This is a genomic window from Rhodococcus sp. WS3 (assembly GCF_003797085.1).
In the GTDB taxonomy this organism is placed as follows: domain Bacteria; phylum Actinomycetota; class Actinomycetes; order Mycobacteriales; family Mycobacteriaceae; genus Rhodococcus_F; species Rhodococcus_F globerula.
The window spans coordinates 710,927-735,771 of the sequence record NZ_RKMA01000003.1 but is presented as its reverse complement, the minus strand read 5'-3'; the positions used below and the strand labels follow the sequence as shown (position 1 = coordinate 735,771).

The window sequence follows — 24,845 nt, the reverse complement described above, 5'->3', positions numbered from 1 at the left end:
ATGGTCGATTCCGGAGAACTGACTTCTTCTGACAGCCAGCCGCAGGAACACCACCTGCGGCTGGCTGTTCCCGCATCTCTCGAGAAGCTCGACAATCCCTTCACCGAGTGGGCGTGGGGGCTCCTCAAACTCGACTTCACCGGCATTGCGTTTGCCGCGTTCTTCTTCTGCTGGTCGCTGACTCCTTCGCTGTTGCCGCGTGATTGGCTGTTCCAAGGTTTGATCGGCGGTATCAACTCGGCCATCGGTTACGGCGTCGGAACGGCAATCGGGTGGGCCGTGGAGCGGTATTTGCTCAGTGGCCGTCGCTGGTGGCCTCTTCCCGAACCGGTGCCGAGCGCGATCAAGATCTTTGTTCCGGTCGCGTCGATCGTTGCCTCGATCATCATGCTCGTCTACGCCGCGGGGTGGCAGCGCGAAATCGCCGCGCTGACCGACGCGGAAGGCACCACCACCAGCGGATACATTCGCACTCTCGGCCTGAGCGTGCTCATCGGTGGTTCACTGATCGCGTTGTGGCGGTTGCTTCACGATCTGGTGAAACTCATTGCGCGCGTGCTGATGCGACGCTTCCGCTGGTCGCGGTCGGTTGCCAACGGCGTCGGCGTTGTGGTTGTGACGGTTCTGTTCTTCATGTTGGTCGACGGCGTACTGGTGCGCGGAATCTACGCCGCGACCAACTCGATTTTCAGTCTGCAGAACTCCACCACGCGCGACGGCGTCGTAGAACCACAGGATCCGATGAAATCGGGCAGCCCCGAATCTGCCGCGCCCTGGGACACATTGGGGTTCGAGGGACGGAACTTCGTCTCACGCGGATTGAACGCACAGGAACTCGAAGCGGCTAACGGCAAGCCCGCGACGGACCCCATCCGCGTGTATGCGGGCTTGGAAAGTGCCGAAGATCCGGATGAGCGCATGGATCTGGTCATCAAGGAACTCGAGCGGACCGGCGCTTTCCAGCGCAAGGTGCTCGTTGTCATTCCGACGACCGGTACCGGTTGGGTGAATCCCACCGCTGCGCAAGCGATCGAGTTGGTCGGAAACGGCGATACGGCGCTGGTCGCCAGCCAGTACTCGTATCTGCCGAGCTGGATCTCTTTCCTCGCAGATCAGGAAAAGGCGCAAGCTGCCGGACGCCTCTTGATCGAGCGGGTTCACGAAAGATGGCTCCAGGAACCGGAAGCCACCAGACCCAAGTTCATGGTTTACGGCGAAAGCCTCGGCGTCATGGCCGGCGCTGGAGCTTTCGACACTCTTCAAGCCGCCCGCGAGACCGCTGACGGAATCTTGTGGGTGGGCCCGCCAAACGCCACGTCGCTGTGGCGTTCGATTGTGCAACGACGCGACCCCGGCACAACCGAAGTGGCTCCCGTCTACGCTGACGGTCTGGCTGGGGTCCGGTTTGCGGATCGAGCCGAAGACATTCCGACCGCCGCAATGGTGTGGCCGGACCCCCATGTGCTGTTCATCCAGCACCCATCGGATCCGGTGGTGTGGTGGTCGCCCGACCTCATGTTCAACCGGCCACCGTGGTTGAAGGAGATTCCTGGATTCGACCGGTCACCGTCGATGAAATGGTTCCCGATCGTCACGTTCTGGCAGGTCTCTGCAGATCTCGGTAATGCTGCGGGTGTTCCGGACGGGCACGGCCACAACTACGGAACCACCGTGCTCGACGGCTGGGTCAGCGTCGCTCAACCAGAAGGCTGGACGGCGGCAGACACCGAGCGAGTGCGGGCGTCACTGGTTGCCGCGTTGCAGTCTCAAGGCCCGGAGAAATGAGGGGAGTAGCGTCGATTGCGCTCTCGGTAGCTGCGATCACGTGGAGCAATGCGGTGCTCCCGGCGTTCGGACTTTCACCCCGCGCGCGGGCAGTGGTCAACACCGTGGTGGGGTGCTCGGCCATCGGAGTCCTTCGGGCGCGCGGTTACAGCCGTGAGGAATTGGGTTTGGCCCACACCGGTATTCGTGGCGGTGCGCAGTTCGGGGGAGCTGCGGCCGGGGCAGTCCTTACCGGTTACAGCGTTGCCTTGGCCGTTCCGTCGTTGCGCGCGACCCTCGCTGCCGACGAGCGCGCGGACGGTCGCGAAGACTTCCTCGAATGGATCATCCTGCATATCCCGTTCGGTACGGTGTTGTCCGAAGAATTGTTGTTCCGCAGCGCTATGTCCGCAGTCTGGAATCGTGAACTGAACCGCCCAACAGCGCAGGCCGTGCATGCTCTCACCTTCGGGTTGTGGCACGTCGCGCCGGCGCGCGGCGCCGGCGACAATGTCCCTGCCGCAGTGGCCTTTACGGGCGCGTCGGCGTTGCTGTTCGAGTGGCTGCACCGCCGAGGTGGCAGCGTCCTCGCGCCGGCGTTACTGCACCTGGCGACCAATGCTGGTGGAGCACTTGCCGTTCGAATCGCCACCAATGGACAGGGAGTGAACTGATGCCACCGCGCCGCGCGGTCGACCCCGCAGAATTTCGTGCCGCGATTCTTGCTGTCGGACCTTGGCTTCGAGATCCGGAGCTTCCGAAGCCTTCTCGTGCTGAACTCGGTGCGGCAGTGAAGATGAGTGCGCGCACTCTCGAACAGATTGCTCCTGGATCGAGCGTCGAGGTGCGGGTCCCACCCTTTGTCGCGGTGCAATGCATCGAAGGTCCGCGTCACACTCGCGGAACCCCACCCAACGTCGTCGAAACCGATACTCGTACATGGTTGTTGATGGTGACCGGCCTGCTCGAGTTCGGTGAAGCTGCCGCTGACGGCCGGGTTGATGCATCCGGCAGTCGGGCTCCCGAAATTGCGCACTGGTTGCCGCTACTGCGATTGTGACATCAAGCTACGAACGGTTAGCTGACGAAACACTCAGTAGGGGGTTGACGTCGTAGTGGGGTCCGAATCTCTCGCGAGCGACTGATGCAGCCCTGACATGGTGCAGGTGGATCGACCGGGCGATCACGACGCTCAATTCGAGAATGAGAACGGTCGGCTCATCAGTGGAGATCCTTCCAGGCGATATCTTTTTCGGCGAATACGGAGTAGTCGGTTGCGGGGCTCCGAACTGAGTGGCGCGCCGTGAGCCATCGCTGAAATTCGCCGCGGCGACTGCAGAGACTGATCGGTCCGATTCAAGGCAAGGTTGCCCTGGGCAAGGCACGAGGAGAATTGGCCGTAGACTGTGTATGCCCCCCAACCCCTGCCCACAAAGGGAGCGCCACGTGACTCGTGCCGATCTGTCGGTCAACAGTCCAAATCTCCTCGCTACGAACCCGTCCGACGAGGACGAGAACGAGCCCCGCGAAGAATGCGGTGTATTCGGCGTCTGGGCGCCGGGAGAGGATGTGGCGAAGCTCACGTATTACGGACTGTATGCGCTACAACACCGTGGTCAGGAAGCTGCCGGCATTGCGGTGGCCGACGGCTCCCAGGTGCTGGTGTTCAAGGATCTCGGCCTGGTCAGCCAGGTGTTCGACGAGCAGACCCTCGCAGCGATGCCAGGTCACGTCGCCGTCGGACATTGCCGCTACTCCACGACCGGGTCCACGACGTGGGAGAACGCGCAGCCCATCTTCCGCACCACGACGGCAGGCACGGGCATCGCCCTCGGCCACAACGGCAACCTGGTGAACACCGCTGAACTCGCGAGCCGCACTCGCGCAGCCGGCCTGGTCAACGACAAGCGCCCAAACGCTGCGACTTCCGACTCCGACCTCATCGGTGGTCTGCTGGCACACGCTGCCGGCGACAGCACCATCGAGCAGGCCGCCATGGAACTGCTTCCCACTCTGGAAGGCGCGTTCTGCCTCACCTTCATGGACGAGCACACGCTCTACGCAGCGCGTGATCCACACGGAATTCGTCCGCTCTGCCTCGGTCGCCTGGATCGCGGTTGGGTGGTTGCCAGCGAGACCGCAGCCCTCGACATCGTGGGCGCGTCGTTCGTCCGCGACATCGAACCCGGTGAGCTGCTCGCGATCGACGCCGACGGCGTCCGCTCCTCCCGTTTCGCGAACCCGACGCCCAAGGGTTGCGTCTTCGAATACGTCTACCTCGCCCGTCCCGACAGCGTGATCGGTGGCCGTTCGGTCCACTCGACCCGCGTCGAAATCGGCCGCCTGCTCGCCAGCGAGCATCCTGCCGAGGGTGACTTGGTCATTCCGGTTCCCGAGTCCGGCACTCCCGCAGCAGTCGGGTACGCACAGGGTTCAGGCATCCCCTACGGCCAGGGACTGATGAAGAACGCCTACGTCGGCCGTACCTTCATCCAGCCGTCGCAGACCATTCGTCAGCTCGGCATCAGGCTCAAGCTCAACCCGCTCAAGGAAGTTATCCGCGGCAAACGGCTTGTTGTGGTGGATGATTCGATCGTCCGCGGCAACACGCAGCGTGCGCTCATCCGGATGCTCCGCGAAGCCGGCGCCCTCGAAATTCACGTCCGCATCGCTTCGCCGCCGGTCAAGTGGCCATGCTTCTACGGCATCGACTTCGCCTCACCGGCCGAATTGATCGCCAACGGAGCAGGCGGACAGGATGCCACGTTCGAGGAGATGCTCGACGGTGTGCGTCGTTCCATCGGAGCGGACAGCCTCGGCTACATCTCCACCGAAGGCATGATCGCGGCTACCGAGCAGCCCGCAAGCCGTCTCTGTGCTGCCTGCTTCGACGGCACCTACCCGATTGCGCTCCCGAAGGAGACGTCGATGGGTAAGAACGTCCTCGAAGGCATGCTCGAGAGTGCGGCCGGTTCGGCTGCCACGCGCGACAACGACAACGCGAGCGCACTCAGCCGCCCGTAATCCGCCGAAACGGATAATTTGCCGCCCCGATTGTCGGGGCGGCAAATTTTTTTATGTTTCCGGTCACGTCAAGTGTCGCGGCTATCTGGCATAGTGCCCTCGTGGCGCAACTGAGAATGGATGGGCATCGAGTCCTGGTCGCGGACTTGATGGGGGACACCATCAAAGCGATCAGCGGATCTATGGTGGCGTACGAGGGTGCGGTCACCTTCAAGAACGCCGGAATGGGCGGAGGCGGTGGAATCCGCGCTGCGCTCAAACAGAAGGCAGCCGGAGAGTCGCTGTCCTTGATGGAAGTCAGTGGTCAAGGCACCGTTTACTTCGCCGTGGACGCCCAGGACATCACGATCATCGAACTCAACAACGACGCTCTCCACGTAGAAGCATCACAGCTGTTGGCAATCGTGGGACAGCTACGCACCGACGTGAAATTTGCCGGCCTCCGCGGCGCCGGCTCCGGCCAGGGATTGTTCACGACAGTTGTCAGCGGCACCGGTCTGGTGGCCGTGCTGTCGAAGGGCGGGCCGATCATCGCCCTCGAAGTCAGCCCGCAGTACCCGCTTGTTGCCGACCCCGACGCCTTTGTCGCCCACCGCGGACAACTGAATCAGAGCTTCGTCACCGACGTCACCTGGCGGTCCGCGATCGGCGGTGGCAGCGGTGAGGCGTTCTCGCTGCGCTTCGACGGATCCGGCGTCGTCTACATCCAGCCCGAGGAGCGCTGAACCATGCCGTTGGAAAAGGTGAACAGCAAGGTCGTCAAGTCGACTCTCGTTCCAGGGCAGAACGTGCTGGCCCGAACCGGATCGATGCTCTACTACACCGGCGACGTCAGATTCGTCCCGCACAGCATGGGCGGCGGTCCTGGTGCGATGCCGAATATGGGTGGCATCGCGGGCATGGCCGGCCGGATGATGTCGGGCGAACATGCACGCATGATGGCGGCAGAAGGACAGGGCGAGGTCCACTACGGTCACGCCGGACTGTACGTCGACGTGATCCATCTGGACGGCTCGTCCATGCTCACCGTGGAAGCAGATCGTCTTCTAGCGCATGACGCCTACCTGCAAAGTTCGATCGTGGCCTTGACGTCGCAAGGTGGTGTTCGCGGCGCCGTCCGCGGTGCGATGACAGGGCAAGGACTGTTCACGACACAACTGCACGGGCAGGGAAGCGTCGCGGTGCTCTCGCACGGCGGGGCAATTCCTCTGCAGGTCGGTCCGAACAATCCCCAAGTTGTGGTGGACCCACAGGCGTACGTGTGCCACCTCGGGCAGATCACCGTCGACATCTCCGCCAACGTCGGCTGGCGTGAAGCCGTCGGCAAGGGCTCGGGGGAGTCCATTCAGCTGAAGATGACCGGTATGGGCACCGTCTGGGTTCAGGCGTCCGAGCAGAAGTTCTGAGGGAGAAATCGAATGAGTATCGAAATTCACACTCCGGCATCTCTGCCTGCGAACGACAACGTCCCGGGGAATGACTACGCCTTCTGCATCGAGCTGACCGGGCAGCCCTGGTTCACGTCCAAAGGCGCAATGATCGCGTACTACGGCATGGTCAATTTCGAGCCGCTCGGACGCACGAGCATGTCGGCGATGGTGGCGGCCAGATTCTCGTCGCCGCTGTACGCGGACGACTGGGTAATCGCCCAGGGCCAAGGCAAGCTGATTCTGGGCGACCGGGGATTCAACATCAATTCCTACGATCTCGACGACGGCAACCTCACGATCCGCGCTGCCAACCTGCTTGCCTTCGAGAACGGGCTCGAACTCAAACAGTCAATCGTGCCAGGCTTTTTGACGTTGCTCGGTACCGGGAAGTTTCTGGCGTCGTCCAACGGTCCGGTCATGTTTGCCGAACCTCCGTTGCGGATCGATCCACAGGCTCTCGTCGGCTGGGCTGACTGCCCGTCGCCGTCCCACCACTTCGACGCCGACTGGATGCAGAGCTTCCTCGGTTCGGTGCGGGGAACCATGTTCGGTGCGAATACGGGTGAAGAGAAACAGTTCGATTTCACCGGCGCCGGAACGGTGCTGATCCAGTCGAGCGAGAAGGTTCTCAACGACGGACACCTCCTGCGGCACATCCAGTCGGAGACTGTTGCACTCGGGCAGAACAGTCTGCGGGCGCTGCACACCTCGATCGGTTCGCAGCTCCAGAACTGAGCGCGAACGGTACGCGAGGTCTCGTCAGCTGCCTGTGTCCGGTAGCGTAAGGGCGTAATCGTCGGTATTTGTGTGCGCTGAGGGTCTTGTTCGCTCGAGTCGACCGCCTCGGCACGTCGCGAGGATTACACAACACATACCTGTGCACGGAGAAAACGTGCGCGAGAAATACTAGGGCTGGAGTAGTAATCCGATGACCGAGGACAGTCACCGCACAGCAGGCGCCTCCTACGCAGCAGCAGGAGTCGATATCGCCGCCGGCGACCGGGCGGTGGAACTCTTCGCCCCCATGGCCAAGAAGGCCAGCCGCCCCGAGGTCATGGGCGGCCTCGGCGGATTCGCCGGATTGTTCTCGCTCAAGGGTGACTACAAGGAGCCTGTCCTCGCTGCTTCCACCGACGGCGTCGGAACCAAGCTGGCCGTCGCTCAGGCGATGGACAAGCACGACACCGTCGGCCTCGACCTCGTCGCGATGGTTGTCGACGACCTCGTCGTCTGTGGCGCCGAGCCGCTCTTCCTTCAGGACTACATCGCCGTCGGACGCGTGATTCCCGAGCGAGTTGCCGAGATCGTGGGCGGCATCGCCGAGGGCTGCATTCAGGCCGGCTGCGCGCTGCTTGGCGGCGAGACCGCCGAGCACCCCGGCATCATGGCCGATGGTGACTACGACCTCTCCGCCACCGGCGTGGGCGTCGTCGAAGCGGAGAAGCTGCTCGGACCGGACCGCGTCCGTCCCGGCGACGTTGTCATCGCCATGGGATCCTCGGGTCTGCACTCCAACGGTTACTCACTGGCCCGCAAGGTGCTTCTCGAGATCGACCGCATGAACCTGAACGCACACGTCGACGAGTTCGGCCGCACCCTCGGTGAGGAGCTCCTCGAGCCCACCAAGATCTACGCCAAGGACTGCCTGGCCCTCGCTGCCGAGACCGACGTCCGCACCTTCTGCCACGTCACCGGTGGCGGCCTCGCGAACAACCTCGGACGCGTCATGCCCAAGGGACTCGTTGCCGAACTCGATCGTGGAACGTGGAGCCCCGCGGCAGTCTTCGCGATGATCGCGCAGCGCGGACGCGTCGAGCGCGCCGAGATGGAGCAGACCTTCAACATGGGTGTCGGCATGGTTGCCGTCGTCGCTCCTGAGGACGTCGATCGTGCGCTGGCCGTGCTCACCGCACGCCACATCGACTGCTGGACGCTGGGAAGCATCAAGAAGGCCTCGGACGCCGCAGCAGAGCGTGCGTTCCTGGCCGGAGATCACCCGCGCTTCTAAGCCGGTAAGACCACAAAGCTGCCCCACCGATTCAGTTCGGTGGGGCAGCTTTTTTGTGCGGATCGAGCACCTGGAAGAAGCACGCAAAAATGAGGAAGAGCGATCAGCTCTTCCTCATTTCACAGTCTGCGCAGATGGCAGTGCGCGGTCAACGCCGCCAGTCGTCGTAGTCGTCCTCTCGCGAATGCCCTTCCCTATCGGAAGTCTGGTCCGATCGGACACTGCTCCGATGCGAGTTGGTCGATCCACCTGCGAGCTCTCGTTGCAGGCTATCGAAATCCGTGGTCGGTACGCTGTACTTCAATTCGCGTGCAACCTTGGTCTGCTTTGCCTTAGCCCGGCCGCGGCCCATGGCTGACCCCCTCGCGCTTTCGCGGGGCGGCCTGGGGAATTTGGCGGCCCCGTTTGAGTGTGTAAGTTTCCTGACACACACTCTAGCCTGGAAAAGTCGCTTCCGCTTCCACGTGGCCCTCGTCGCCGTGTCTGTTTGCTCTCACTATGGCCGCGAGCTGCCAGGATGCTGACAGAACTGCTCAGAACTTTGTTAGAACTGCGCAAAAGTTTTCCCGGAACTACTCAGAAGTTCCCCGGAATCGCTCGAATCGTGCCCACGCGGGCATCCCCGCCGAACACCGGAGCCGACGCCAGAGCCGCCAATTCTTCGGTCCATTCGGTATTCATCCGCTTGAGTAGTGCGGCGGCCAACGGAAGCAGCGCCCGCTCGTGTCCGTCGTCGATCTTGAGAGCAAACGCCGAACCGTCGGGGAGGGCTCCCGCGTAGATACCGTCGTATCCGGTCTTGGTGAACAGGCCGCGCACCGCGGACATCAGACGCTGATCGTTGCGCCCGGTTCCGGAGACGAGGAATGGGTTGGCTCGCACGGCGTCGGCGACAGCGCGTTCCGGGGAATCAGGCGTCGCCGACGGCAGTCGACCGAAAGCTCGAGCCAGATTCGAGAGCGAGAGTGGCACGATCGGCAGGCCGCAGCCGTCGATTCCCAACTCCTGCTCCTCCTCGCCGCTGAGATCGAAGATCGTCTCCGCGATGGCGAGTTGCAGGGGATGTGTCGGTTCCATGTACGTCTCGAGCGGCCAGTCGTTCACCACGCACGTGGCGAGCATCGCGGAGTGCTTGCCCGAACAGGTCATGTAGATCGGGCTGGGGAGCTGGCCTGCGGCAATCAGCTCGGCGCGGGCCAGTTCGTTGCCTGGCAGATCTGCAGGGCACTGCAATTGATCTACGCGGAGGTCGTAACGTTCGAGTAGGCCCTCGACGAGTTCGATGTGGTCGGCTTCACCGGCATGCGACGACGCCGCGACGGCCAGTTCCTCCGGGCTGCTTGGTTCGAAGCCGTTGCGGAGCGCTGCGACGGCCTGCAGCGGCTTGTTTGCCGAGCGGGGATAGATGGGTGTGTGGATTTCGCCCACCCCCACAACCAGGTCGCCGTTGGCGTCGAGGATGACGGCCGATCCGCGGTGTACACACTCGCGGAATCCGGAGCGGACAACTTCGACCAGTTCAATGCTCACGAATGCACCTGTGTTTCCGCTCGTTCGACGAATGTGCTGATCCGCTCGAGGACGTTCGGCGCAAGATCGTGGTGACCGTTCAACAGTTGCCGCAGATGTTCGGGATCTGCGCCTGTGAATACTTGTCGAACCGTGACGCCGTGATCGGGGACGTGCACTCGCGTGACCGTATCGCCGGCTGCGAGTGTGCCCGTTCGGTTCACTCGCAGATACGCGCCGACATCGGCTCGCTGGGTGAACCGCTTGACCCAGCCCTTCTCGCCCGACCAGAGTCCGAAGGTGCCACACGGCACGCGGGGCCCGGTGACTTCGAGTTCCACCACATCGGACGAGTCCGCTCCGGTGATGTGCCAACGTTCGCCGATGACCGCGTCGGTCACGGCGATACCGCTGAGGCGAAGGTTCTCACCGAACCAACCGGGATGGAGAGGTCGGCCCAACTCCGTCGACCAACGCTGCGCTTCGGCATGGTCGTACGCGTAGACGGCTTGATACGCGCCGCCGTGGAATTCGGTGTCGCAGACATAGTCGCCGCCGAGGCCGAGTCGGCCCAAGGGGACCCGGCCGTCGACGGATCGTTTGTCGATTGCGGTTCGAGTCACGCGTTTGACGCCGCTGTCGCGTTCGGCATGTACGACGCACACGGCGTCCACGATGCCGGTCACTTCCCGCGCAATCGGTTGACGGCTTCACGTCCGGCCTGAGGTGCGTTGTCGTCGACTATCGAGTCCGGATCGATCGACGCGGCGCTGGGACCGGCAACTAATTCGGTCCCAGCGGGGACGTTGCGCTTGACCAGTGCGAGCGCGATAGGCCCGAGCTCGTGATGATTGACGACGGTTCCGACGCGGCCCACTGCGCGGCCACCGGCTGTGACGGGGTCGCCCGGTTCGGGGAGGGCTTCGGCGCTTCCGTCGAGGTGCAGGAGAACGAGGTGACGCGGCGGCTTGCCGAGGTTGTGCACGCGCGCGACGGTTTCCTGACCGCGGTAGCAGCCCTTCTCGAGGTGGACCGCGCCGTGTTCGTCTGGGCCGCCGATCCACCGAACCTCATGCGGGATGGTCTTCTCGTCGGTGTCGAGCCCGATTCGGGGGCGGACGGCTTCCACACGAAGGGCCTCGAAGGCCCAGGTTCCGGCGGGTGTGGCGCCGGCGTCGGTGAGCTTGGTCCACCAGGCTGCCAAGTGCTCGCGGGGTACGAGGAGATCGAAGGAGTCTTCGGTCGGCCACGGCATCCGACGGACGAAGCCGCCGCCTGGCAGGGCATGCGCGTCGTACACGTCGACGGGCGCACTCGTGCCGACGGCGTCGAGGACCGAGGCGGCTTTCGGCCCGAGAATGCTGAGAACGGCAAGTTCGTTGCCGTCGCGGGGTTCGGCCTTGGACCAGAACACCATCTTCTTCAGAAAGGCGAGGAGTGCGGGGCCTCGATCGGCCTCGGTGTCGATCCAGGTGACGCCGCCGAGGTCCGTCTGGACAAAGTGGTGCTCGACGCGGCCGTTGATGTCGAGGCTGAGATTCTCGGCGCTCTTCCCGTCGGGGAGCGCGGCAACGTGCTGGCTCGAAATGGTGTGCAGCCAGGTGAGTCGCTCGTCGCCGGGAATGGCGATGACAAATCGGTGGCTGCGATCGACGACGATCGCGTCGCGCTGCGCAGTCCGTTGCTCACCGAGTGGATCGCCGTGATGCCACGCGACACCGATGTCGACCGATCCGTCCGGGGCTGCGACCGCACCGGGGGCAGTCATGAGTGGGCTGTTGGGCACAAGAGCGTTGTCGACCACGTCACCAGTCTAGGAGTGTGGTCCGCGCGTTGGTCGAGTGCGGGGCGTGAGCGGTGTTTTCCGTCGCTAGTGTTGAGGGTATGGCTGATCGCGTATTGGTAACTCTCGACCATGAGGTGCTCGATGCTGACGCACCCTTTCTCCATGCTGACGACTTGGCTGTCGTGCGGGGCGACGGGGTATTCGAGACGTTGTTGGTTCGGGGTGGCCGAGCGCGGGTAGTCGAAGCTCACCTGAGCCGACTGGTTCTCAGCGCCGAGGCATTGGGTTTGCCTGCCCCGATACTGGACGACTGGCGTCTGGCGATCGAGATGGCCGTCGAGGAGTGGGGCAGCGAGAAGGAAGGCGCGTTGCGTCTCGTCCTGACGCGCGGGCGCGAGAGTGGGGACAAGCCGACGGCTTTCGTGATGGTCGGACCGGTGGCGGATCGGGTGCGGCAGGTGCGAGAAGCGGGTTTGTCGGTGATCACGCTCGAACGCGGATTCTCGGTGGATTTGTCGGCACGCGCGCCGTGGCAGTTGCTGGGAGCGAAGACGTTGTCCTACGCAACCAACATGGCTGCACTGCGCTACGCCGGCACTTTGGGGGCCGATGATGTGATCTTCGTCAGTTCGGAGGGCAATGTGTTGGAAGGGCCGCGTTCGACGGTGGTGGTCGTGCGGGACAGGACTTTGATCACACCGCCGCCCGCTCAGGGCATTTTGATGGGCACAACACAGCGTGCTCTGTTCGACGTCGCCAAGGGAGCGGGCTTCGACAGTCGTTACGAAACCCTGCGACCTGCGGACTTGATCGCAGCGGACGGTGTGTGGATGGTTTCGAGCGTCACGCTGGCAGCGCGCGTCACTACACTGGATGGCTTTGCTTTACCAGAGCCTAAAGTCGCTGCCGAATTCACGAAGTTGGTCGAACGGGCCGTCGACTAGAGAGCGGGGCCGAAATGGGCGAATAGGAATCCTCGACGGTCTCTACTACCTTGAGTAGTAGCAAAGTCCTGCGGTCCAAACCGGACAGCAGTACCGTGTCCGCAGGGGCCGAGCGAACGCCCGCGTCTCGAACCCCGAAGCCTGTCCCAGGGCCCTACTCTCGGAGTAGCCAATGGATACTTTGGACGTCTCCAGGTGGCAGTTCGGTATAACTACCGTCTATCACTTCATCTTTGTTCCGCTGACCATCGGATTGGCTCCGATGATCGCGATCATGCAAACCATGTGGGTCGTGACCAAAAAAGATCATTGGTACCGACTCACCAAGTTCTTCGGCAAGCTGTTCCTCATCAACTTTGCCATCGGCGTAGCTACCGGCATCGTGCAGGAATTCCAGTTCGGTATGAACTGGAGTGAGTACTCACGATTTGTCGGCGACGTCTTCGGTGCACCGCTGGCTCTCGAAGGTCTTGTGGCCTTCTTCATGGAGTCCGTATTCATCGGGCTGTGGATCTTCGGTTGGGGCAGGCTACCCAAACTTGTTCACCTGGCATGTATTTGGCTCGTGGCGATCGGCGTCAACGCGTCGGCGTTCTTCATCATCGCAGCCAACTCGTTCATGCAGCACCCTGTCGGAGCGGTGTACAACCCGGAGACGGGTCGTGCTGAGCTCACCAGCATCTGGGAGTTGTTGACCAACAACACCGCTCTTGCCGCATTCCCGCACGCAGTAGCAGGTGCCTTCTTGACTGCGGGAACCTTTGTCGCCGGCATCTGTGGTTGGTGGATGGTGCGAAACATGCGCCGCACCAAGACCGTCGGCCCAGCGGAGGCGACAAAGCTCGAAACCGATGCCAGGACGATGTACCGTCCCGGTGCCCGATTCGCGTTGCTGGTGATCATCATTGCCGGCATCGGCGTCATCTACACCGGCGACGTCCAAGGCAAGCTCATGTTCCAACAACAACCCATGAAGATGGCGTCGGCAGAGTCGCTGTGTGAGACCGAGATGGATCCGGATTTCTCACTCCTGACCATCGGAACTCACAACAACTGCGACAGCGTGACTCACGTAATCAAGGTGCCGTTCGTTCTTCCGTGGCTGGCCGAGGGCAAGTTCACCGGTGTCGAGCTTCAAGGCGTCAACCAGCTGCAGGAGCAGGCCGAGCAGGACTTCGGCCCCGGCAACTACCGTCCGAATCTCTTTGTCACGTACTGGTCATTCCGCGCGATGATCGGCCTCGCCGCCGGTTCCGCAGCCTTGGCACTTGCCGGTCTGTGGGTAACCCGCCGGGGTCGGGTACCGGACCAGAAGTGGTTCGGAATCCTGAGCCTCGTCGCGATTCCCATGCCGTTCCTCGCCAACAGTGCGGGCTGGATCTTCACCGAGATGGGCCGCCAGCCCTGGGTGGTGCATCCCAACCCGACCGGCGTGGACATGATCAGACTCACTGTCGACCAAGGTGTTTCGGACCACGCGTCGGCAACGGTCTGGGTCTCGTTGATCACCTTCACCCTCCTGTACGGCGCTTTGGGTGTCGTCTGGTTCAAGCTGATCGTGCGATACGCGAAGGAAGGCCCGTTGGAACACGACATGCATCCGCCGGGAGATACCGACCACGAAGAGCCGGAAGATCCGGACAAGCCCAAACAACTGTCGTTCGCGTACTAGGAGGCGATCATGGGACTTCAAGAAGTATGGTTCGTGCTCGTCGCAGTACTGTTCGTCGGCTACTTCGTCCTCGAAGGCTTCGATTTCGGTGTCGGAATGCTCATGCCGATTGTCGGCAGAGGCAGTGGCCTACCGGCAGATACGCGTCGACGCGTTGCGCTCAACACCATCGGTCCGGTCTGGGACGGAAACGAAGTGTGGCTCATCACGGCCGGTGGTGCGTTGTTCGCCGCGTTCCCCGAGTGGTACGCGACGTTGTTCTCCGGCTTCTACCTACCGCTGCTGATCATCCTGGTGGCCTTGATCGTTCGCATCGTTGCCATCGAATGGCGAAGCAAGATCGACGACGACAAATGGCGTCAGCGTTGCGACTGGGGCATTATTTTCGGCTCCTGGGTTCCCGCAGTTCTGTGGGGCGTGGCATTCGCGAACATCGTTCGGGGCGTGGAGATCAATGCCGACAAGCAGGTCGTTTCAGGATTCTTCGATCTGCTCAACCCGTACGCATTGCTCGGCGGCCTGACCACTGCTCTGGTGTTCGCGCTGCACGGCGCAGTGTTCCTGGCACTCAAGAGCGCCGACGAGGTTCGCGAAGATGCGGTGAAAATTGCTGCCCGACTCGCGATTCCGGCGGTTCCGGTGGCCGGCGCATTTGTACTGTGGACCCAGCTTGCATACGGCAAGGGATGGACGTGGATTCTGGTTGCCGCTGCGGCAGCAGCATTGATCGGCGTTATCTTCCTGACCCGCGCTGAAATGGAAGGGTGGGCGTTCGTGCTCACCACGGTGGCCGTCATCGCGACCGTCGTGCTGCTGTTCGGCTCCCTGTTCCCGAATGTCATGCCGTCGACGCTGGATCCGGCGTACAGCTTGACCATCGAGAACGCGTCGTCGAGTCCGTACACGCTCAAGGTGATGACATGGGCCGCGGCGTTCATGACGCCGATCGTGATCATCTACCAGGGCTGGACGTACTGGGTATTCCGTCAACGCATCTCCACCAAGCAGATTCCACCGTCGATCGGGCTGAAGTTCAAAGCCAAGACGTGGTAAATCCGGCATCAGTGCCTCGAAAGAAGTGACGGTCGAATTCAAGTGACAATCGAGGTAGGCGACGTTCCCACCACTCGGGAGCGTCGCCGCGGACCGATCGATCCGCGCCTGTGGCGGCATTCCGCCTCTGCGCGTGGATATCTGATTCTGACAGTCGCCCTGTCGATGATCAACGTCGTGATGGTCATTGTCTCGGCGCTCATGATCGGCCGGGTGCTGGCCGGAGTCATCACCACCCGAACCGTCGATATTTCTTCGTGGACAACCGAACTCGGTGTCCTCGCAGGCGCTGTCGGGATTCGGATACTGGGAACCTGGCTGCAAGCGCGGTTTGCTCACCGCGCGTCGACCCGTGTGGTGGCCGAGATCAAGGAGGGTGTGCTCACGTCGGCGACGGCGATGAGTCCCCGCGATCTCGACCCACGTCGAGATGAAATCGCTACGGTTCTCACCCGTGGTGTCGACGGTCTGGCTCCGTATCTGACGGGTTATCTGCCGTCGTTGATCCTGTCGGTGACTCTGACCCCGATCACGCTGATAGTTATTGCCCTGCAAGATATGACGTCGGCAGTGATCATCTTGATCACGTTGCCTTTGATTCCGATCTTCATGATCCTGATCGGATTGCTGACAAAGGGTAAGTCCGAGAAGACCCTGGCTGCGATGACAACGTTGTCGTCGCAATTGCTCGATCTCCTCTCGGGTTTACCCACGTTGCGAGCGCTGGGTCGCCAAGACGGTCCGGCCGAGCGGGTTCGGGAACTGGGCGATTCGCATCGCCGCACCACGATGTCCGCGCTGCGGGTCGCCTTCCTTTCGTCGATGGTGTTGGAATTCCTTGCAACGCTGAGTGTTGCGTTGGTCGCAGTCAGTATCGGCTTGCGGCTCGTGTACGGGGACATGTCGCTGGAGCCGGGCGTCGTTGCGTTGATTCTTGCCCCGGAGGTGTATCTGCCGTTGCGGATGGTGGGAATGCAATTTCACGCGGCCGAGGACGGAATGGCGGCTGCGGACAAAGCTTTCAGTGTCATCGAAGCGGACACCTCTGCACCCGTCGGCGGCGCAGTCGTGGTTGATGCGCGCGGCACGGACATCGTTTTCGACACGCTGAGCGTGAATTCGCGTGGTGGTGTTGCGCCGTACGAGCTTTCGGGAGTGGTGCGACCCGGTGCGATCACCGTGCTCACCGGAGCAAATGGTTCCGGCAAGTCGAGCGCGGCGCAGGCCCTGCTCGGGTTGATCGAACCCAGCGGTGGTTTTGTGAGCGTCGGCGGAACGGACGTTCGACAACTCGACGAGAATACGTGGTGGGCGCAGATCGCTTGGCTGCCGCAACATCCGGTCATGGTGCCGGGAACCATTCGGGAAAACCTCGAACTCACCGGACCCATCGACTCCGATGCGCTGCACAATTCTTCTGTGGCCACAGGGTTCGACGGAGTTCTTGCCGAACTGTCGTCAGGTCTCGATACCGTGGTGGGGGCCGGGGGTGTCGGTCTCTCGCTCGGGCAGCGGCAGCGGCTGGCACTGACACGTGTGCTGTCGTCCGATCGGCCCGTCCTTGTGCTGGACGAACCCACCGCCCACCTGGACGCGGATTCGGAAACTACGGTCCTGGATGCATTGCGAGCGCGAGCGAAGGGCGGCGACACCGTCATAGTCATCGGACATCGCCCCAGCGTGCTTGCCGTCGCAGATCAGATCATCGAGGTGCACGCACATGAGAACTGACCACCGCGATCCGTTGCTGCGCGCTCTGGGTCTCCTCGAACTGCAACCACGACGCGTACTCATCGCTGTCGCGGCCGGAGTGGCGACGCTCGGCAGTGCTCTGGCGTTGGCGGCGCTGTCGGCCTGGTTGATCACCAGGGCCTGGGAAATGCCGCCGGTACTGGATCTCAGCGTTGCTGTTGTCGCCGTGCGTGCTCTGGGTATCTCCCGGGGTGTATTCCGCTACTTGGAGCGTCTCACGACGCACGATGTTGCGCTGCGCGGGACAACGTCCGCGCGGGCCCAGATATACGCGCGTCTTGCAGCGGGTAACCCGGCTGCGGCCGCCGGCCTGCGCCGTGGCGACTTGCTTGCGCGTACCGGAGCCGACGTCGATGCAGTTGGTGATGTGGTGGTGAAAGCACTTGTCCCCATAGCTGTATCGGCTATTCTTGCCGTTTCCGCCGTGGGCATCTTGATGTTCATCTCCGTGCCGGCGGCAATGGTCTTGGCGATCGCGCTCGCGGTCTCCGGAATCCTGGCTCCCTGGTTATCGGCCCGCGCTGCTCGAATTGCTGAATCCGACAGCTCTTCTGCTGCTGTGCGATTCAGTGCGTCAGCGGTCACCGCGCTCGATCATTCTGCCGAGCTTCGAGTGGCGGGACGTTTGGACGCTGCCGTGTCCGACGCGGTGTCGGCCGAAGGCGACGTAGTCGATGCTACCGACCGCGCTGCGGTGCCGAGCGCATTTGCCGCTGCCGCAACACCTCTCGCAGTGGGAGTCAGCGTCCTGGCGTCGCTGCTCATCGGCATCGTGCTCTACGGGAATACCGACATGACACCGATGGCACTGGGCATCCTGGTATTGCTCCCGCTCTCGGCGTTCGAGGGAACTGCGGCTCTGCCCACTGCTGCAGTGGCATTGACCAAAGCCCGGTTGGCGTCGGCGCGAATCATGGCGGTACTCGACCGCGCAGACGAGGAGATCGCAGAGGGCGACAACGCGTGGCCCGAGTCGGATGTCCTGACAGTCGACGGACTCTGCGCTGGGTGGCCTGGAGGCAACGTCACCGCGCCACTCACGTTCGAGGTGCGTCCCGGCGCGCGGATCGCGTTGATCGGCCAAAGCGGATCAGGAAAGACAACGGCCCTGATGACGATGGCGGGGCTCCTCCCACCGGTATCGGGGACAATTTCCGCTGGCGGCGTTCCGATTTCAGAGATCGAACCAGCAGAGCTTCGCCGACACATCGGGTTCTTCGCAGAAGACGCACATCTCTTCGAGACCTCCGTGCTCGAAAATCTGCGAGTAGCGCGCGGCGATCTCACGCCTACCGCCGCGGCGACAGTACTCGGTGACGTCGGCCTGGGGGAGTGGCTCGCTCACCTGCCCGACGGACTCGACACCGTTCTCGTCGGCGGCATGCGAGCAGTCTCAGGCGGCGAGCGTCGGCGTTTGCTGCTGGCCCGGGCAGTCGTCTCACCCGCGCAAATCCTGCTGCTCGACGAACCAACCGAACACATGGATGCCGAAGCCGGCGCGGAGGTGCTGCGTGAACTGCTCGGACGAGACGGCACTCTGCTGGCTCCGCATCGGACCGTCGTGGTCGTCACCCATCAACTTCCGGAACACACTGGAGCTGACCAGGTGATATGCGTCGGAAATATTTCGGCGGAAAATAGATTGCCGTCGCGGTGAAGTGGGCGTACTTTCTCCTGTACACAAGGAAGGAGGTGGTCTGAAATTGAAGTACAGACGGACGCGTGAGGTGGCTGCCAGCTAGCCGCAATCGCTGACGGAATTCACTTACCGCAGGAGCGGCCGGCGAATCCCGGGCAGCCACCCGACCCCCGAGCCCCCGATCAGTCCGACCGGGACCCACGCGAAAGCGTGGGTATGGCTCGGGGGTCGCTTCGTGCGGTGGGCAGCAGTTAGCCGATGTAGCGGGTGAGCCGCGCCGAGTAGCGCGGTTCGAGCGCGCCGTCCGCGAGGATTCGCTCCTCGACGTATGCGAGGTCGCCACCTTCGACGATGCCGTAAAGGCGCTTTGCGCCGCCGTACAGTGCACCGGACTGGCTGCGGATCACGACGTCGGTCGCGAGCTCCCACGAGGACTGGGTGAGCGCGGTTCCGTAGTACATTTCGACGACGCCTGAGCTGTGGGTGAGGAGTAGTTCGACTACTTCCTCGTTCACGCTGCCGGGGATGCCGTCGCCGCCCATGCGCCAGTAGCCGCTTTCGCGCGTGTCTGGCTTGGTGTAGTTGCCCTCGGCATCGAGAACCCAGGATCGGGATTCCCAGCACAGGTAGGGGCCACCGTCGTGGGAGATGACGATTTGTTGTCCGAAGGGGTAGTCGCCCGTTTCCGGGTCGTGCCCTTCGCCTTCGCCGCGCCAGACGCCGACAAGCGGCAGCAGGGCGAGAAGGGCGGGATTGATGTCCGGGCCGAGTCGCAGATTTGCGGTGTCCTCGGGGACCGGGAGATCCGGGAGAGTGGGAATGTTGAGTGAAGCTGTCGACTTGGAACGTTCGACAGCTATTGCGACTGCCTCATCCCCGCTTCCGCGCCTGATGGCACCTGAAGCGGTGGAATCGTCAGCTGTCGCGTCAGACCCTGATCCCGGAGCTTGACTCACGATTCGTCGGTGACCAAACGGTAAACGACGTACACGGAGAACCAAGCGATCATGACGGATGCGAGTGCGAGAAGTACCTCGAAGAAGATGACCACGTGCCTATCTTAGACGGCCTCGACCTGCCGGAAAAATCGGGAGGCTGTGACAAATCAAACGACAAGAAAAGGTCCCGCATCCTCCTGGGATGCGGGACCTTTGCCGGTGAGTCCGGAACTTACTTGCTGACCGTGACATCCACGTTGTGGACGCCCGATGTTTCGGGGTTCACGGCGCTTGTGCCGTTGCCGGAGCTGGAGAGTGCACGCACAGTCCAGGATCCGGGGGCGGCGAAGAAACGGAAGTCGCCGGTAGCGGACGCGACGACCTCGGCGGTGAATTCGTCGGAGCCGTCGAGCAAGCGCACGAATGCGCCGCCGATGGGCTGGCCGTCAGCCGCGAGGACACGGCCGGTGATGACGGTTTCCTTCTCGACGTCGACGCCGGCAGGCAGGGTCTGACCCTGAGTAGGTGCTCCGCACATGTTCTATGCTCCCAATTCGATCGGTGCGCCGACGAGTGAGCCGTATTCGACCCAGCTGCCGTCGTAGTTCTTGACGTTGCTCTTGCCGAGGATTTCCTGCAGTACGAACCAGGTGTGGCTCGAACGCTCACCGATGCGGCAGTAGGCAATGGTGTTCTTGGTGTCGTCGAAGCCCTTGTCCGCGTAGAGCTTTGCAAGGTCGTCGTCGGACTTGAAGGTGCCGTCTTCGTTGGCGGTGGTGCTCCACGGGATGTTGATCGCTGTGGGGACATGGCCACGCTGCTGAGCCTGCTCCTGCGGAAGGTGCGCGGGTGCGAGGATCTTGCCGGAGAACTCGTCGGGGCTACGGACGTCGACGAGGTTGACGGAGCCGATGGAGGAGATGACCTCGTCGCGGAATGCGCGGATCGAGAAGTCGGGTGCCTCGGCCTTGTACTGCGTTGCGGGACGGGTTACTTCGTCCTTGGACAGCTCGCGCCCGTCGAGTTCCCACTTCTTGCGGCCACCGTCGATGAGCTTGATGTCCTTGTGGCCGTACAGCTTGAAGTACCAGTAGGCGTAAGCGGCGAACCAGTTGTTGTTGCCACCGTAGAGGACGACGGTGTCGTCGTTGGCGATTCCCTTGGCCGAGAGGAGGTCTGAGAACTGCTCCTGGTTCAGGAAGTCACGGCGGACGCTGTCCTGGAGGTCCTTGCGCCAGTCGAGCCGGACTGCACCTTCGATGTGGCCGCCGTCGTATGCACTGGTGTCCTCGTCCACCTCGACAAAAACGGTCTTGGGGGCGTTGAGGTTCTGCTGCGCCCAGTCGGCGGAGACTAGGACGTCGGAGCGAGCCATGGTGTTCCTTTCGATGTGGTCGTGCTCGATATGGTCTTGCGGGGGTATGTGTCCGGTGGGGTCACCGGTGATGCGCTTTCACGCGGTGGTTGCTCTTCCGATTGTGCGGAATCGCGTTACGAGTGGGTAGATCTGGCAGCCGAGGCAGATGCCGAAGGCTGCGTTCAGAAGAGCAGCGAACAGGGCAAATCCTGTGGCGACTGTGCCGACGACGGTGGATCCGGCAAGGAATCCGACGGTCCCGGCGAGCGCGAAGACAAAGCCGACGAACTGTGCGAAGCGCAACGGCGCAACAGGTTCACGTTCGCGCACGGGTGAGATGCGAGGGGCGACGAGTTTGCCGAAGATCAGTCCGTACGGGCTGCGCTTGGGTCCGGTGACGGCGCCGATCGCGAAGACTATTGCCTGCAGTGCCAACAGTGCGGTGGCGGCGGGCAGAGAGAATGTTGAAAGGATCAGTGTCAGAACAAGTATCGCGGTGGTGATCCACGCGGCGAACCGCGGACCGCGCACGTCGACCTGCTCGGATTGCGAAGTGGTGGTGGACATCGGGTGTGCTCCTGCGTTGGTTGCATGGTGCCTGCCTGGGCCGAGAATTTCAGGCTTCAGGCTCGGAGATATGTGGGCTGGAAGGCCCGTTATCGGCGAGAGTGATCACGTGAGCGAAAGGCTCGAATCTCAGCGAAGGCTGAGCGCTGGGTGATCAGCAACAAGAACAGCAACAACCACCGAGGCGGCACAGGTCTACTGCGCGGCGTCGGGTGAGCATGAGCTCGTGGCGGGTTTGCACGGTTGGGAGTTTACCCTGCAGACGGCGAATTTGGGGTACCGGGTGTTGAGAAGGGCGCGAGCGCGCTTGTGAGGTCCGCGGTGGACGGCACCCCGGACACTCGGAATCGTTCCACCAGGTCGCGGTCGAGGATAAAGGTGGTCGGCAACGACAGGACGCTCATCTCACGCGCAAGCGCCGGGTTCTTGTCGATGTCGAGTTCAACGTCGACGGGTGGATGAGGGGCGTTTGCCATTGTGGTCACCACCTGATCGACGACGCGGCGGACGGCGCTGCACGGACCACACCAGTCTGCGGAGAAATGCAGGACGACTGGTCCGGAGTCGGGCGCTATACCTGCTGCGGCGAGGAGTTCGATGCGGCTGCCGACGGCTTCGGAGGTACCCGAGCCGCTGGCTCGAACGGCTCCGCTGCGTGATTTGAGGAGCAGTCCGACCGCGACAACGGCGACGAGGGCGATGAGTAGAACTGTGATACCGGTCATTGGTTCTGCAGATCTGCGAGGTTGATGACTGTGTTTTCCGTGCTGCCTTCGATCACTATGCGACCGCCTTCTGCGTAGACGAGGCTCGGCTTCAGATTGAAGGGAAGTGACTGTGGATCGATGGTGTAGCTGAACATGCCGAGGACGATCGGCTCGAGAACCGCCGGGATCGAGAAGTTCGCTTCGCCTTCGGGGCCGAAGTAGAGATTGCTTGCCACGATCTTGACCTGATCTCCCTCGAGCACGAGGTTGGCCTGAACGCTGACCGCGGTGTCGATGGGGCCGACGGGGACCGTTCCGCTCAGAACGATCGCGCCCGCGGTGCTCGCCCCGGTACCGCCGCTGCCGCCCGTACCGTCGGACTTGTCGGCAGGAGGAGAGGAAACCTGCAGGTCAGGTATATCGAGGAGCTTGCCGAGGTCCGTGGCGTTGATGCCCATTCTGCCGTCAAGCTTGTCGACGGGAAGTTCGGTCACCCTGCCGTTGACCAGGTCCGAGAACGGGACGGTGACGCCCCGCAGATCCGCTTCGACGGTGACTTCGCCGACGATGTTGCTCTGGACTCCGGTTGCCCGGATGTAGACGTCTTCGTACTTGCCGCCCAGCGCTTGCGTGAGGAACGGGAAGCCGTTGAACGTGACTTCGGGGTCGGCATCGAGTGATGCGCCGGCTCGTAGCTCGCGGGAAACTCGGTATTCCGCGTACGCGGCGGCACCGAAATCGGCGACCAGTCCGAGGCCGAGGAGGAAGACGATGCCGATGATCAGTTTGCGCACAGCACCATTGTGACGGACTCCGTCGTAGGTTCGGTGCGACGGTCCCAACGGCGCGCACGCTAATGTAGGGACCGACCAAAAGGGTCGAACTACCAGAGCGTCGCCCTGTCCGGGGTGCGCGGGCTACTAGATAGGAGGCCGTGTGGAGCTGCTTCTCCTCACCTCCGACCCCAACCCGGATGCAGTTCTTCCGGCGTTGGCGCTGCTGGCGCACTCGGTTAGGCCTGCTCCCACTGAGGTTTCGTCGCTGCTCGAGGCAAGTTCGGCCGACATCGCGTTGGTCGACGCACGCACCGATCTGGCTGCCGCACGAGGGTTGTGTCGATTGCTGGGAAGTACGGGATCTGCCGTGCCGGTCGTGGCTGTCCTGACCGAGGGCGGGCTTGTTGCCGTCAACGCGGACTGGGGGTTGGACGACATTCTCCTGCCCGGTACGGGACCCGCTGAGGTGGACGCCCGATTGCGGTTGTTGCTCGCCCGCAGTGGCGGCGTTGCCAGTCCCGAAGCGTCAGGAAAGATCACGCTGGGCGAATTGGTTATCGACGAGGGGACGTACACGGCACGACTGCGTGGACGGCCCCTTGATTTGACTTACAAGGAATTCGAACTGCTCAAGTACCTCGCGCAGCATGCGGGACGGGTGTTCACTCGTGCGCAGTTGTTGCAAGAGGTGTGGGGTTACGACTTCTTCGGTGGCACCCGGACCGTGGATGTTCACGTGCGTCGGTTGCGGGCCAAGCTCGGCACCGAATACGAATCCTTGATCGGTACAGTCCGAAATGTCGGATACAAGGCGGTTCGCCCGACGCGTTCCAAGAACGGGGCTGCGGCGCCGATTCGATTCGAGGACGACGATGTCGATTACGAGGCTGCGGACGGATCGGTGTTGTGACATGAGTTGGAGCGATGTGCTGACGCCGGATCAGGCTCGGCAGGTGTCGGGACTTGTCGACCGTGCAACGGAGTTCGACGGCAAGGCGCCGGTTTCCGAGCAGGGTCGGCACGCGATTGCCGGCCGTGGTCAGGCTCGGCACCTCGTGATCCTCGACGACGGTGTTGTTGTCGGATACGCCCAACTGCAAGCCGGTTCGGACGAGCACCCGGACATGGCGGAACTCGTCGTGGATCCTGCTCACAGGCGGCAAGGTATCGGAACTGGCCTTGCCGCTTCGGTTTTCGACGAAGGCCGACCGGGAACGCGAGTCTGGGCGCACGGAAACATCGACGCGGCAGTGGAGTTCGCCAAGAGTCTGGATCTGGTCAGTGTTCGTGAACTCCTCCAGTTGCGCAGACCACTCGGTGCTCCGCAGCTTCCGGAAATTGTTGTTCCGGAAGGTGTTTCGCTGAGGACGTACCGCGGCCGCGAAGACGATTCCGAGATCTTGCGGGTCAACAACGCCGCATTCTCGTGGCATCCCGAGCAAGGTGGCTGGACGCAAGCGGAGATCGATGAGCGAACCGCCGAGGGGTGGTTCGATCCCGCCGGGTTGTTTCTGGCGTTTGCGGACACCGATCCGAACACGCTTCTGGGGTTTCACTGGACCAAGGTTCATCCGCCCGAGGGCGACGAACCGGAGCTCGGTGAGGTGTACGTCGTCGGTATCGATCCGGCGGCGCAGGGACGCGGGCTCGGTCGGGTTCTGACGCTCGCCGGCATGCACTACCTGCGTGAGCGGGGTCTCGATACGGTTCTCCTGTACGTCGAGGGAGACAACACGGCAGCCCTCAACACGTACGAGAAACTGGGCTTCGAAAAGTTCCACACCGACATGGCCTATGCCCGAAATTCCTGACTTTCTCGGACGACTCGAATAAATCTCCGGTCTGTTCATGCTCCGTTCACTTTGTGTGGTCCAGCCGGACACCGCGCCCCCCTACTTTTCTCTATGGGCAGCGCCGCG

The 24,845-nt window shown here is 62.5% G+C and carries 26 protein-coding genes; 15 read left to right on the top strand and 11 right to left on the bottom strand.

The genetic code is table 11. The annotated features are described in order from the left end of the window. The 8 genes from EEB13_RS24615 to purM all read left to right on the top strand — a co-directional run bounded on the left by EEB13_RS24615 (position 1) and on the right by purM (position 8,226). Positions 1 to 1,785 (top strand): alpha/beta hydrolase, encoded by a 1,785-nt coding sequence (locus EEB13_RS24615; protein WP_033233943.1) that lies wholly within the window; start codon positions 1 to 3, stop codon positions 1,783 to 1,785. Then, positions 1,782 to 2,438 (top strand): CPBP family intramembrane glutamic endopeptidase, encoded by a 657-nt coding sequence (locus tag EEB13_RS24610; RefSeq protein ID WP_033233944.1) that lies wholly within the window; start codon positions 1,782 to 1,784, stop codon positions 2,436 to 2,438. The genes EEB13_RS24615 and EEB13_RS24610 overlap by 4 nt, the downstream gene beginning before the upstream one ends. Then, positions 2,438 to 2,824, top strand: coding sequence for a sterol carrier family protein (locus EEB13_RS24605; protein WP_045068792.1), 387 nt, complete (start codon positions 2,438 to 2,440; stop codon positions 2,822 to 2,824). The genes EEB13_RS24610 and EEB13_RS24605 overlap by 1 nt, the downstream gene beginning before the upstream one ends. A gap of 386 nt (positions 2,825 to 3,210) precedes the next feature. Then, a complete protein-coding gene (gene purF / locus EEB13_RS24600) occupies positions 3,211 to 4,788 on the top strand; it encodes an amidophosphoribosyltransferase (RefSeq protein ID WP_033233946.1) in 1,578 nt (525 codons plus the stop codon). Positions 4,789 to 4,904: 116 nt separating this feature from the next. Beyond that, entirely contained in the window at positions 4,905 to 5,513 is a 609-nt protein-coding gene (locus EEB13_RS24595) for an AIM24 family protein (protein ID WP_033234334.1), read from the top strand. 3 nt (positions 5,514 to 5,516) lie between these two features. Then, a complete protein-coding gene (locus tag EEB13_RS24590; RefSeq protein ID WP_033233947.1) occupies positions 5,517 to 6,194 on the top strand; it encodes an AIM24 family protein in 678 nt (225 codons plus the stop codon). Positions 6,195 to 6,206: 12 nt separating this feature from the next. Beyond that, on the top strand, positions 6,207 to 6,953 hold the full coding sequence (locus tag EEB13_RS24585) for an AIM24 family protein (RefSeq protein WP_033233948.1): 747 nt from the start codon (positions 6,207 to 6,209) through the stop codon (positions 6,951 to 6,953). Between the two features lie 193 nt (positions 6,954 to 7,146). Then, positions 7,147 to 8,226: a phosphoribosylformylglycinamidine cyclo-ligase gene (purM, locus tag EEB13_RS24580; protein WP_033233949.1), complete on the top strand. Its 1,080-nt coding sequence runs from the start codon at positions 7,147 to 7,149 to the stop codon at positions 8,224 to 8,226. 148 nt (positions 8,227 to 8,374) lie between these two features. On the opposite strand, the gene EEB13_RS24575 is transcribed toward purM, so the two are convergent. The 4 genes from EEB13_RS24575 to EEB13_RS24560 form a co-directional block, all read right to left on the bottom strand. Continuing rightward, a complete protein-coding gene (locus EEB13_RS24575; protein ID WP_033233950.1) occupies positions 8,375 to 8,578 on the bottom strand; it encodes a DUF3073 domain-containing protein in 204 nt (67 codons plus the stop codon). A 224-nt stretch (positions 8,579 to 8,802) separates the two neighbouring features. Beyond that, on the bottom strand, positions 8,803 to 9,756 hold the full coding sequence (locus EEB13_RS24570) for an asparaginase (protein ID WP_033233951.1): 954 nt from the start codon (positions 9,754 to 9,756) through the stop codon (positions 8,803 to 8,805). Continuing rightward, entirely contained in the window at positions 9,753 to 10,421 is a 669-nt protein-coding gene (locus EEB13_RS24565; protein WP_045068795.1) for an MOSC domain-containing protein, read from the bottom strand. The genes EEB13_RS24570 and EEB13_RS24565 overlap by 4 nt, the downstream gene beginning before the upstream one ends. After that, positions 10,418 to 11,503, bottom strand: a complete 1,086-nt coding sequence (locus EEB13_RS24560) for a YgfZ/GcvT domain-containing protein (RefSeq protein WP_092806874.1) — start codon at positions 11,501 to 11,503, stop codon at positions 10,418 to 10,420. The genes EEB13_RS24565 and EEB13_RS24560 overlap by 4 nt, the downstream gene beginning before the upstream one ends. Before the next feature lie 116 nt (positions 11,504 to 11,619). On the opposite strand from EEB13_RS24560, the gene EEB13_RS24555 reads away from it, so the two are divergent. The 5 genes from EEB13_RS24555 (at position 11,620) to cydC (ending at position 18,599) form a co-directional block, all read left to right on the top strand. Further along, a complete protein-coding gene (locus EEB13_RS24555) occupies positions 11,620 to 12,465 on the top strand; it encodes an aminodeoxychorismate lyase (RefSeq protein ID WP_045068801.1) in 846 nt (281 codons plus the stop codon). Positions 12,466 to 12,637: 172 nt separating this feature from the next. Next, positions 12,638 to 14,137, top strand: coding sequence for a cytochrome ubiquinol oxidase subunit I (locus EEB13_RS24550; protein ID WP_033233955.1), 1,500 nt, complete (start codon positions 12,638 to 12,640; stop codon positions 14,135 to 14,137). A 9-nt stretch (positions 14,138 to 14,146) separates the two neighbouring features. Then, positions 14,147 to 15,190: a cytochrome d ubiquinol oxidase subunit II gene (gene cydB / locus EEB13_RS24545; protein ID WP_033233956.1), complete on the top strand. Its 1,044-nt coding sequence runs from the start codon at positions 14,147 to 14,149 to the stop codon at positions 15,188 to 15,190. 42 nt (positions 15,191 to 15,232) lie between these two features. Then, complete coding sequence (gene cydD, locus EEB13_RS24540) at positions 15,233 to 16,921, top strand: thiol reductant ABC exporter subunit CydD (RefSeq protein WP_141486474.1); 1,689 nt, start codon at positions 15,233 to 15,235, stop codon at positions 16,919 to 16,921. After that, on the top strand, positions 16,911 to 18,599 hold the full coding sequence (cydC, locus tag EEB13_RS24535; RefSeq protein ID WP_141486473.1) for a thiol reductant ABC exporter subunit CydC: 1,689 nt from the start codon (positions 16,911 to 16,913) through the stop codon (positions 18,597 to 18,599). Before cydD ends, cydC begins: the two co-directional genes overlap by 11 nt. Before the next feature lie 233 nt (positions 18,600 to 18,832). Here the strand turns inward: cydC and EEB13_RS24530 are convergent, their stop codons facing one another. From EEB13_RS24530 to EEB13_RS24505, 7 genes are all read right to left on the bottom strand, one after another. Continuing rightward, positions 18,833 to 19,474, bottom strand: coding sequence for an FABP family protein (locus EEB13_RS24530; protein ID WP_172935982.1), 642 nt, complete (start codon positions 19,472 to 19,474; stop codon positions 18,833 to 18,835). Positions 19,475 to 19,751: 277 nt separating this feature from the next. After that, a complete protein-coding gene (locus EEB13_RS24525; RefSeq protein WP_033233959.1) occupies positions 19,752 to 20,057 on the bottom strand; it encodes a DUF1416 domain-containing protein in 306 nt (101 codons plus the stop codon). Positions 20,058 to 20,060: 3 nt separating this feature from the next. Next, complete coding sequence (locus tag EEB13_RS24520; RefSeq protein WP_045068818.1) at positions 20,061 to 20,894, bottom strand: sulfurtransferase; 834 nt, start codon at positions 20,892 to 20,894, stop codon at positions 20,061 to 20,063. A 78-nt stretch (positions 20,895 to 20,972) separates the two neighbouring features. Then, entirely contained in the window at positions 20,973 to 21,443 is a 471-nt protein-coding gene (locus EEB13_RS24515) for a DUF4395 domain-containing protein (RefSeq protein WP_045068819.1), read from the bottom strand. Between the two features lie 154 nt (positions 21,444 to 21,597). Further along, positions 21,598 to 21,684, bottom strand: coding sequence for a putative leader peptide (locus EEB13_RS32485; protein ID WP_353805918.1), 87 nt, complete (start codon positions 21,682 to 21,684; stop codon positions 21,598 to 21,600). Positions 21,685 to 21,694: 10 nt separating this feature from the next. Next, complete coding sequence (locus tag EEB13_RS24510; RefSeq protein WP_141486472.1) at positions 21,695 to 22,168, bottom strand: thioredoxin family protein; 474 nt, start codon at positions 22,166 to 22,168, stop codon at positions 21,695 to 21,697. Then, a complete protein-coding gene (locus EEB13_RS24505; RefSeq protein ID WP_045068822.1) occupies positions 22,165 to 22,944 on the bottom strand; it encodes an LmeA family phospholipid-binding protein in 780 nt (259 codons plus the stop codon). The genes EEB13_RS24510 and EEB13_RS24505 overlap by 4 nt, the downstream gene beginning before the upstream one ends. A gap of 142 nt (positions 22,945 to 23,086) precedes the next feature. On the opposite strand from EEB13_RS24505, the gene EEB13_RS24500 reads away from it, so the two are divergent. Together EEB13_RS24500 and mshD are read left to right on the top strand one after the other, a co-directional pair. Next, positions 23,087 to 23,836 (top strand): winged-helix domain-containing protein, encoded by a 750-nt coding sequence (locus EEB13_RS24500; protein ID WP_033233964.1) that lies wholly within the window; start codon positions 23,087 to 23,089, stop codon positions 23,834 to 23,836. 1 nt (position 23,837) lies between these two features. Further along, complete coding sequence (mshD, locus tag EEB13_RS24495) at positions 23,838 to 24,737, top strand: mycothiol synthase (protein WP_033233965.1); 900 nt, start codon at positions 23,838 to 23,840, stop codon at positions 24,735 to 24,737. The last annotated feature ends 108 nt before the right edge of the window (positions 24,738 to 24,845 follow it).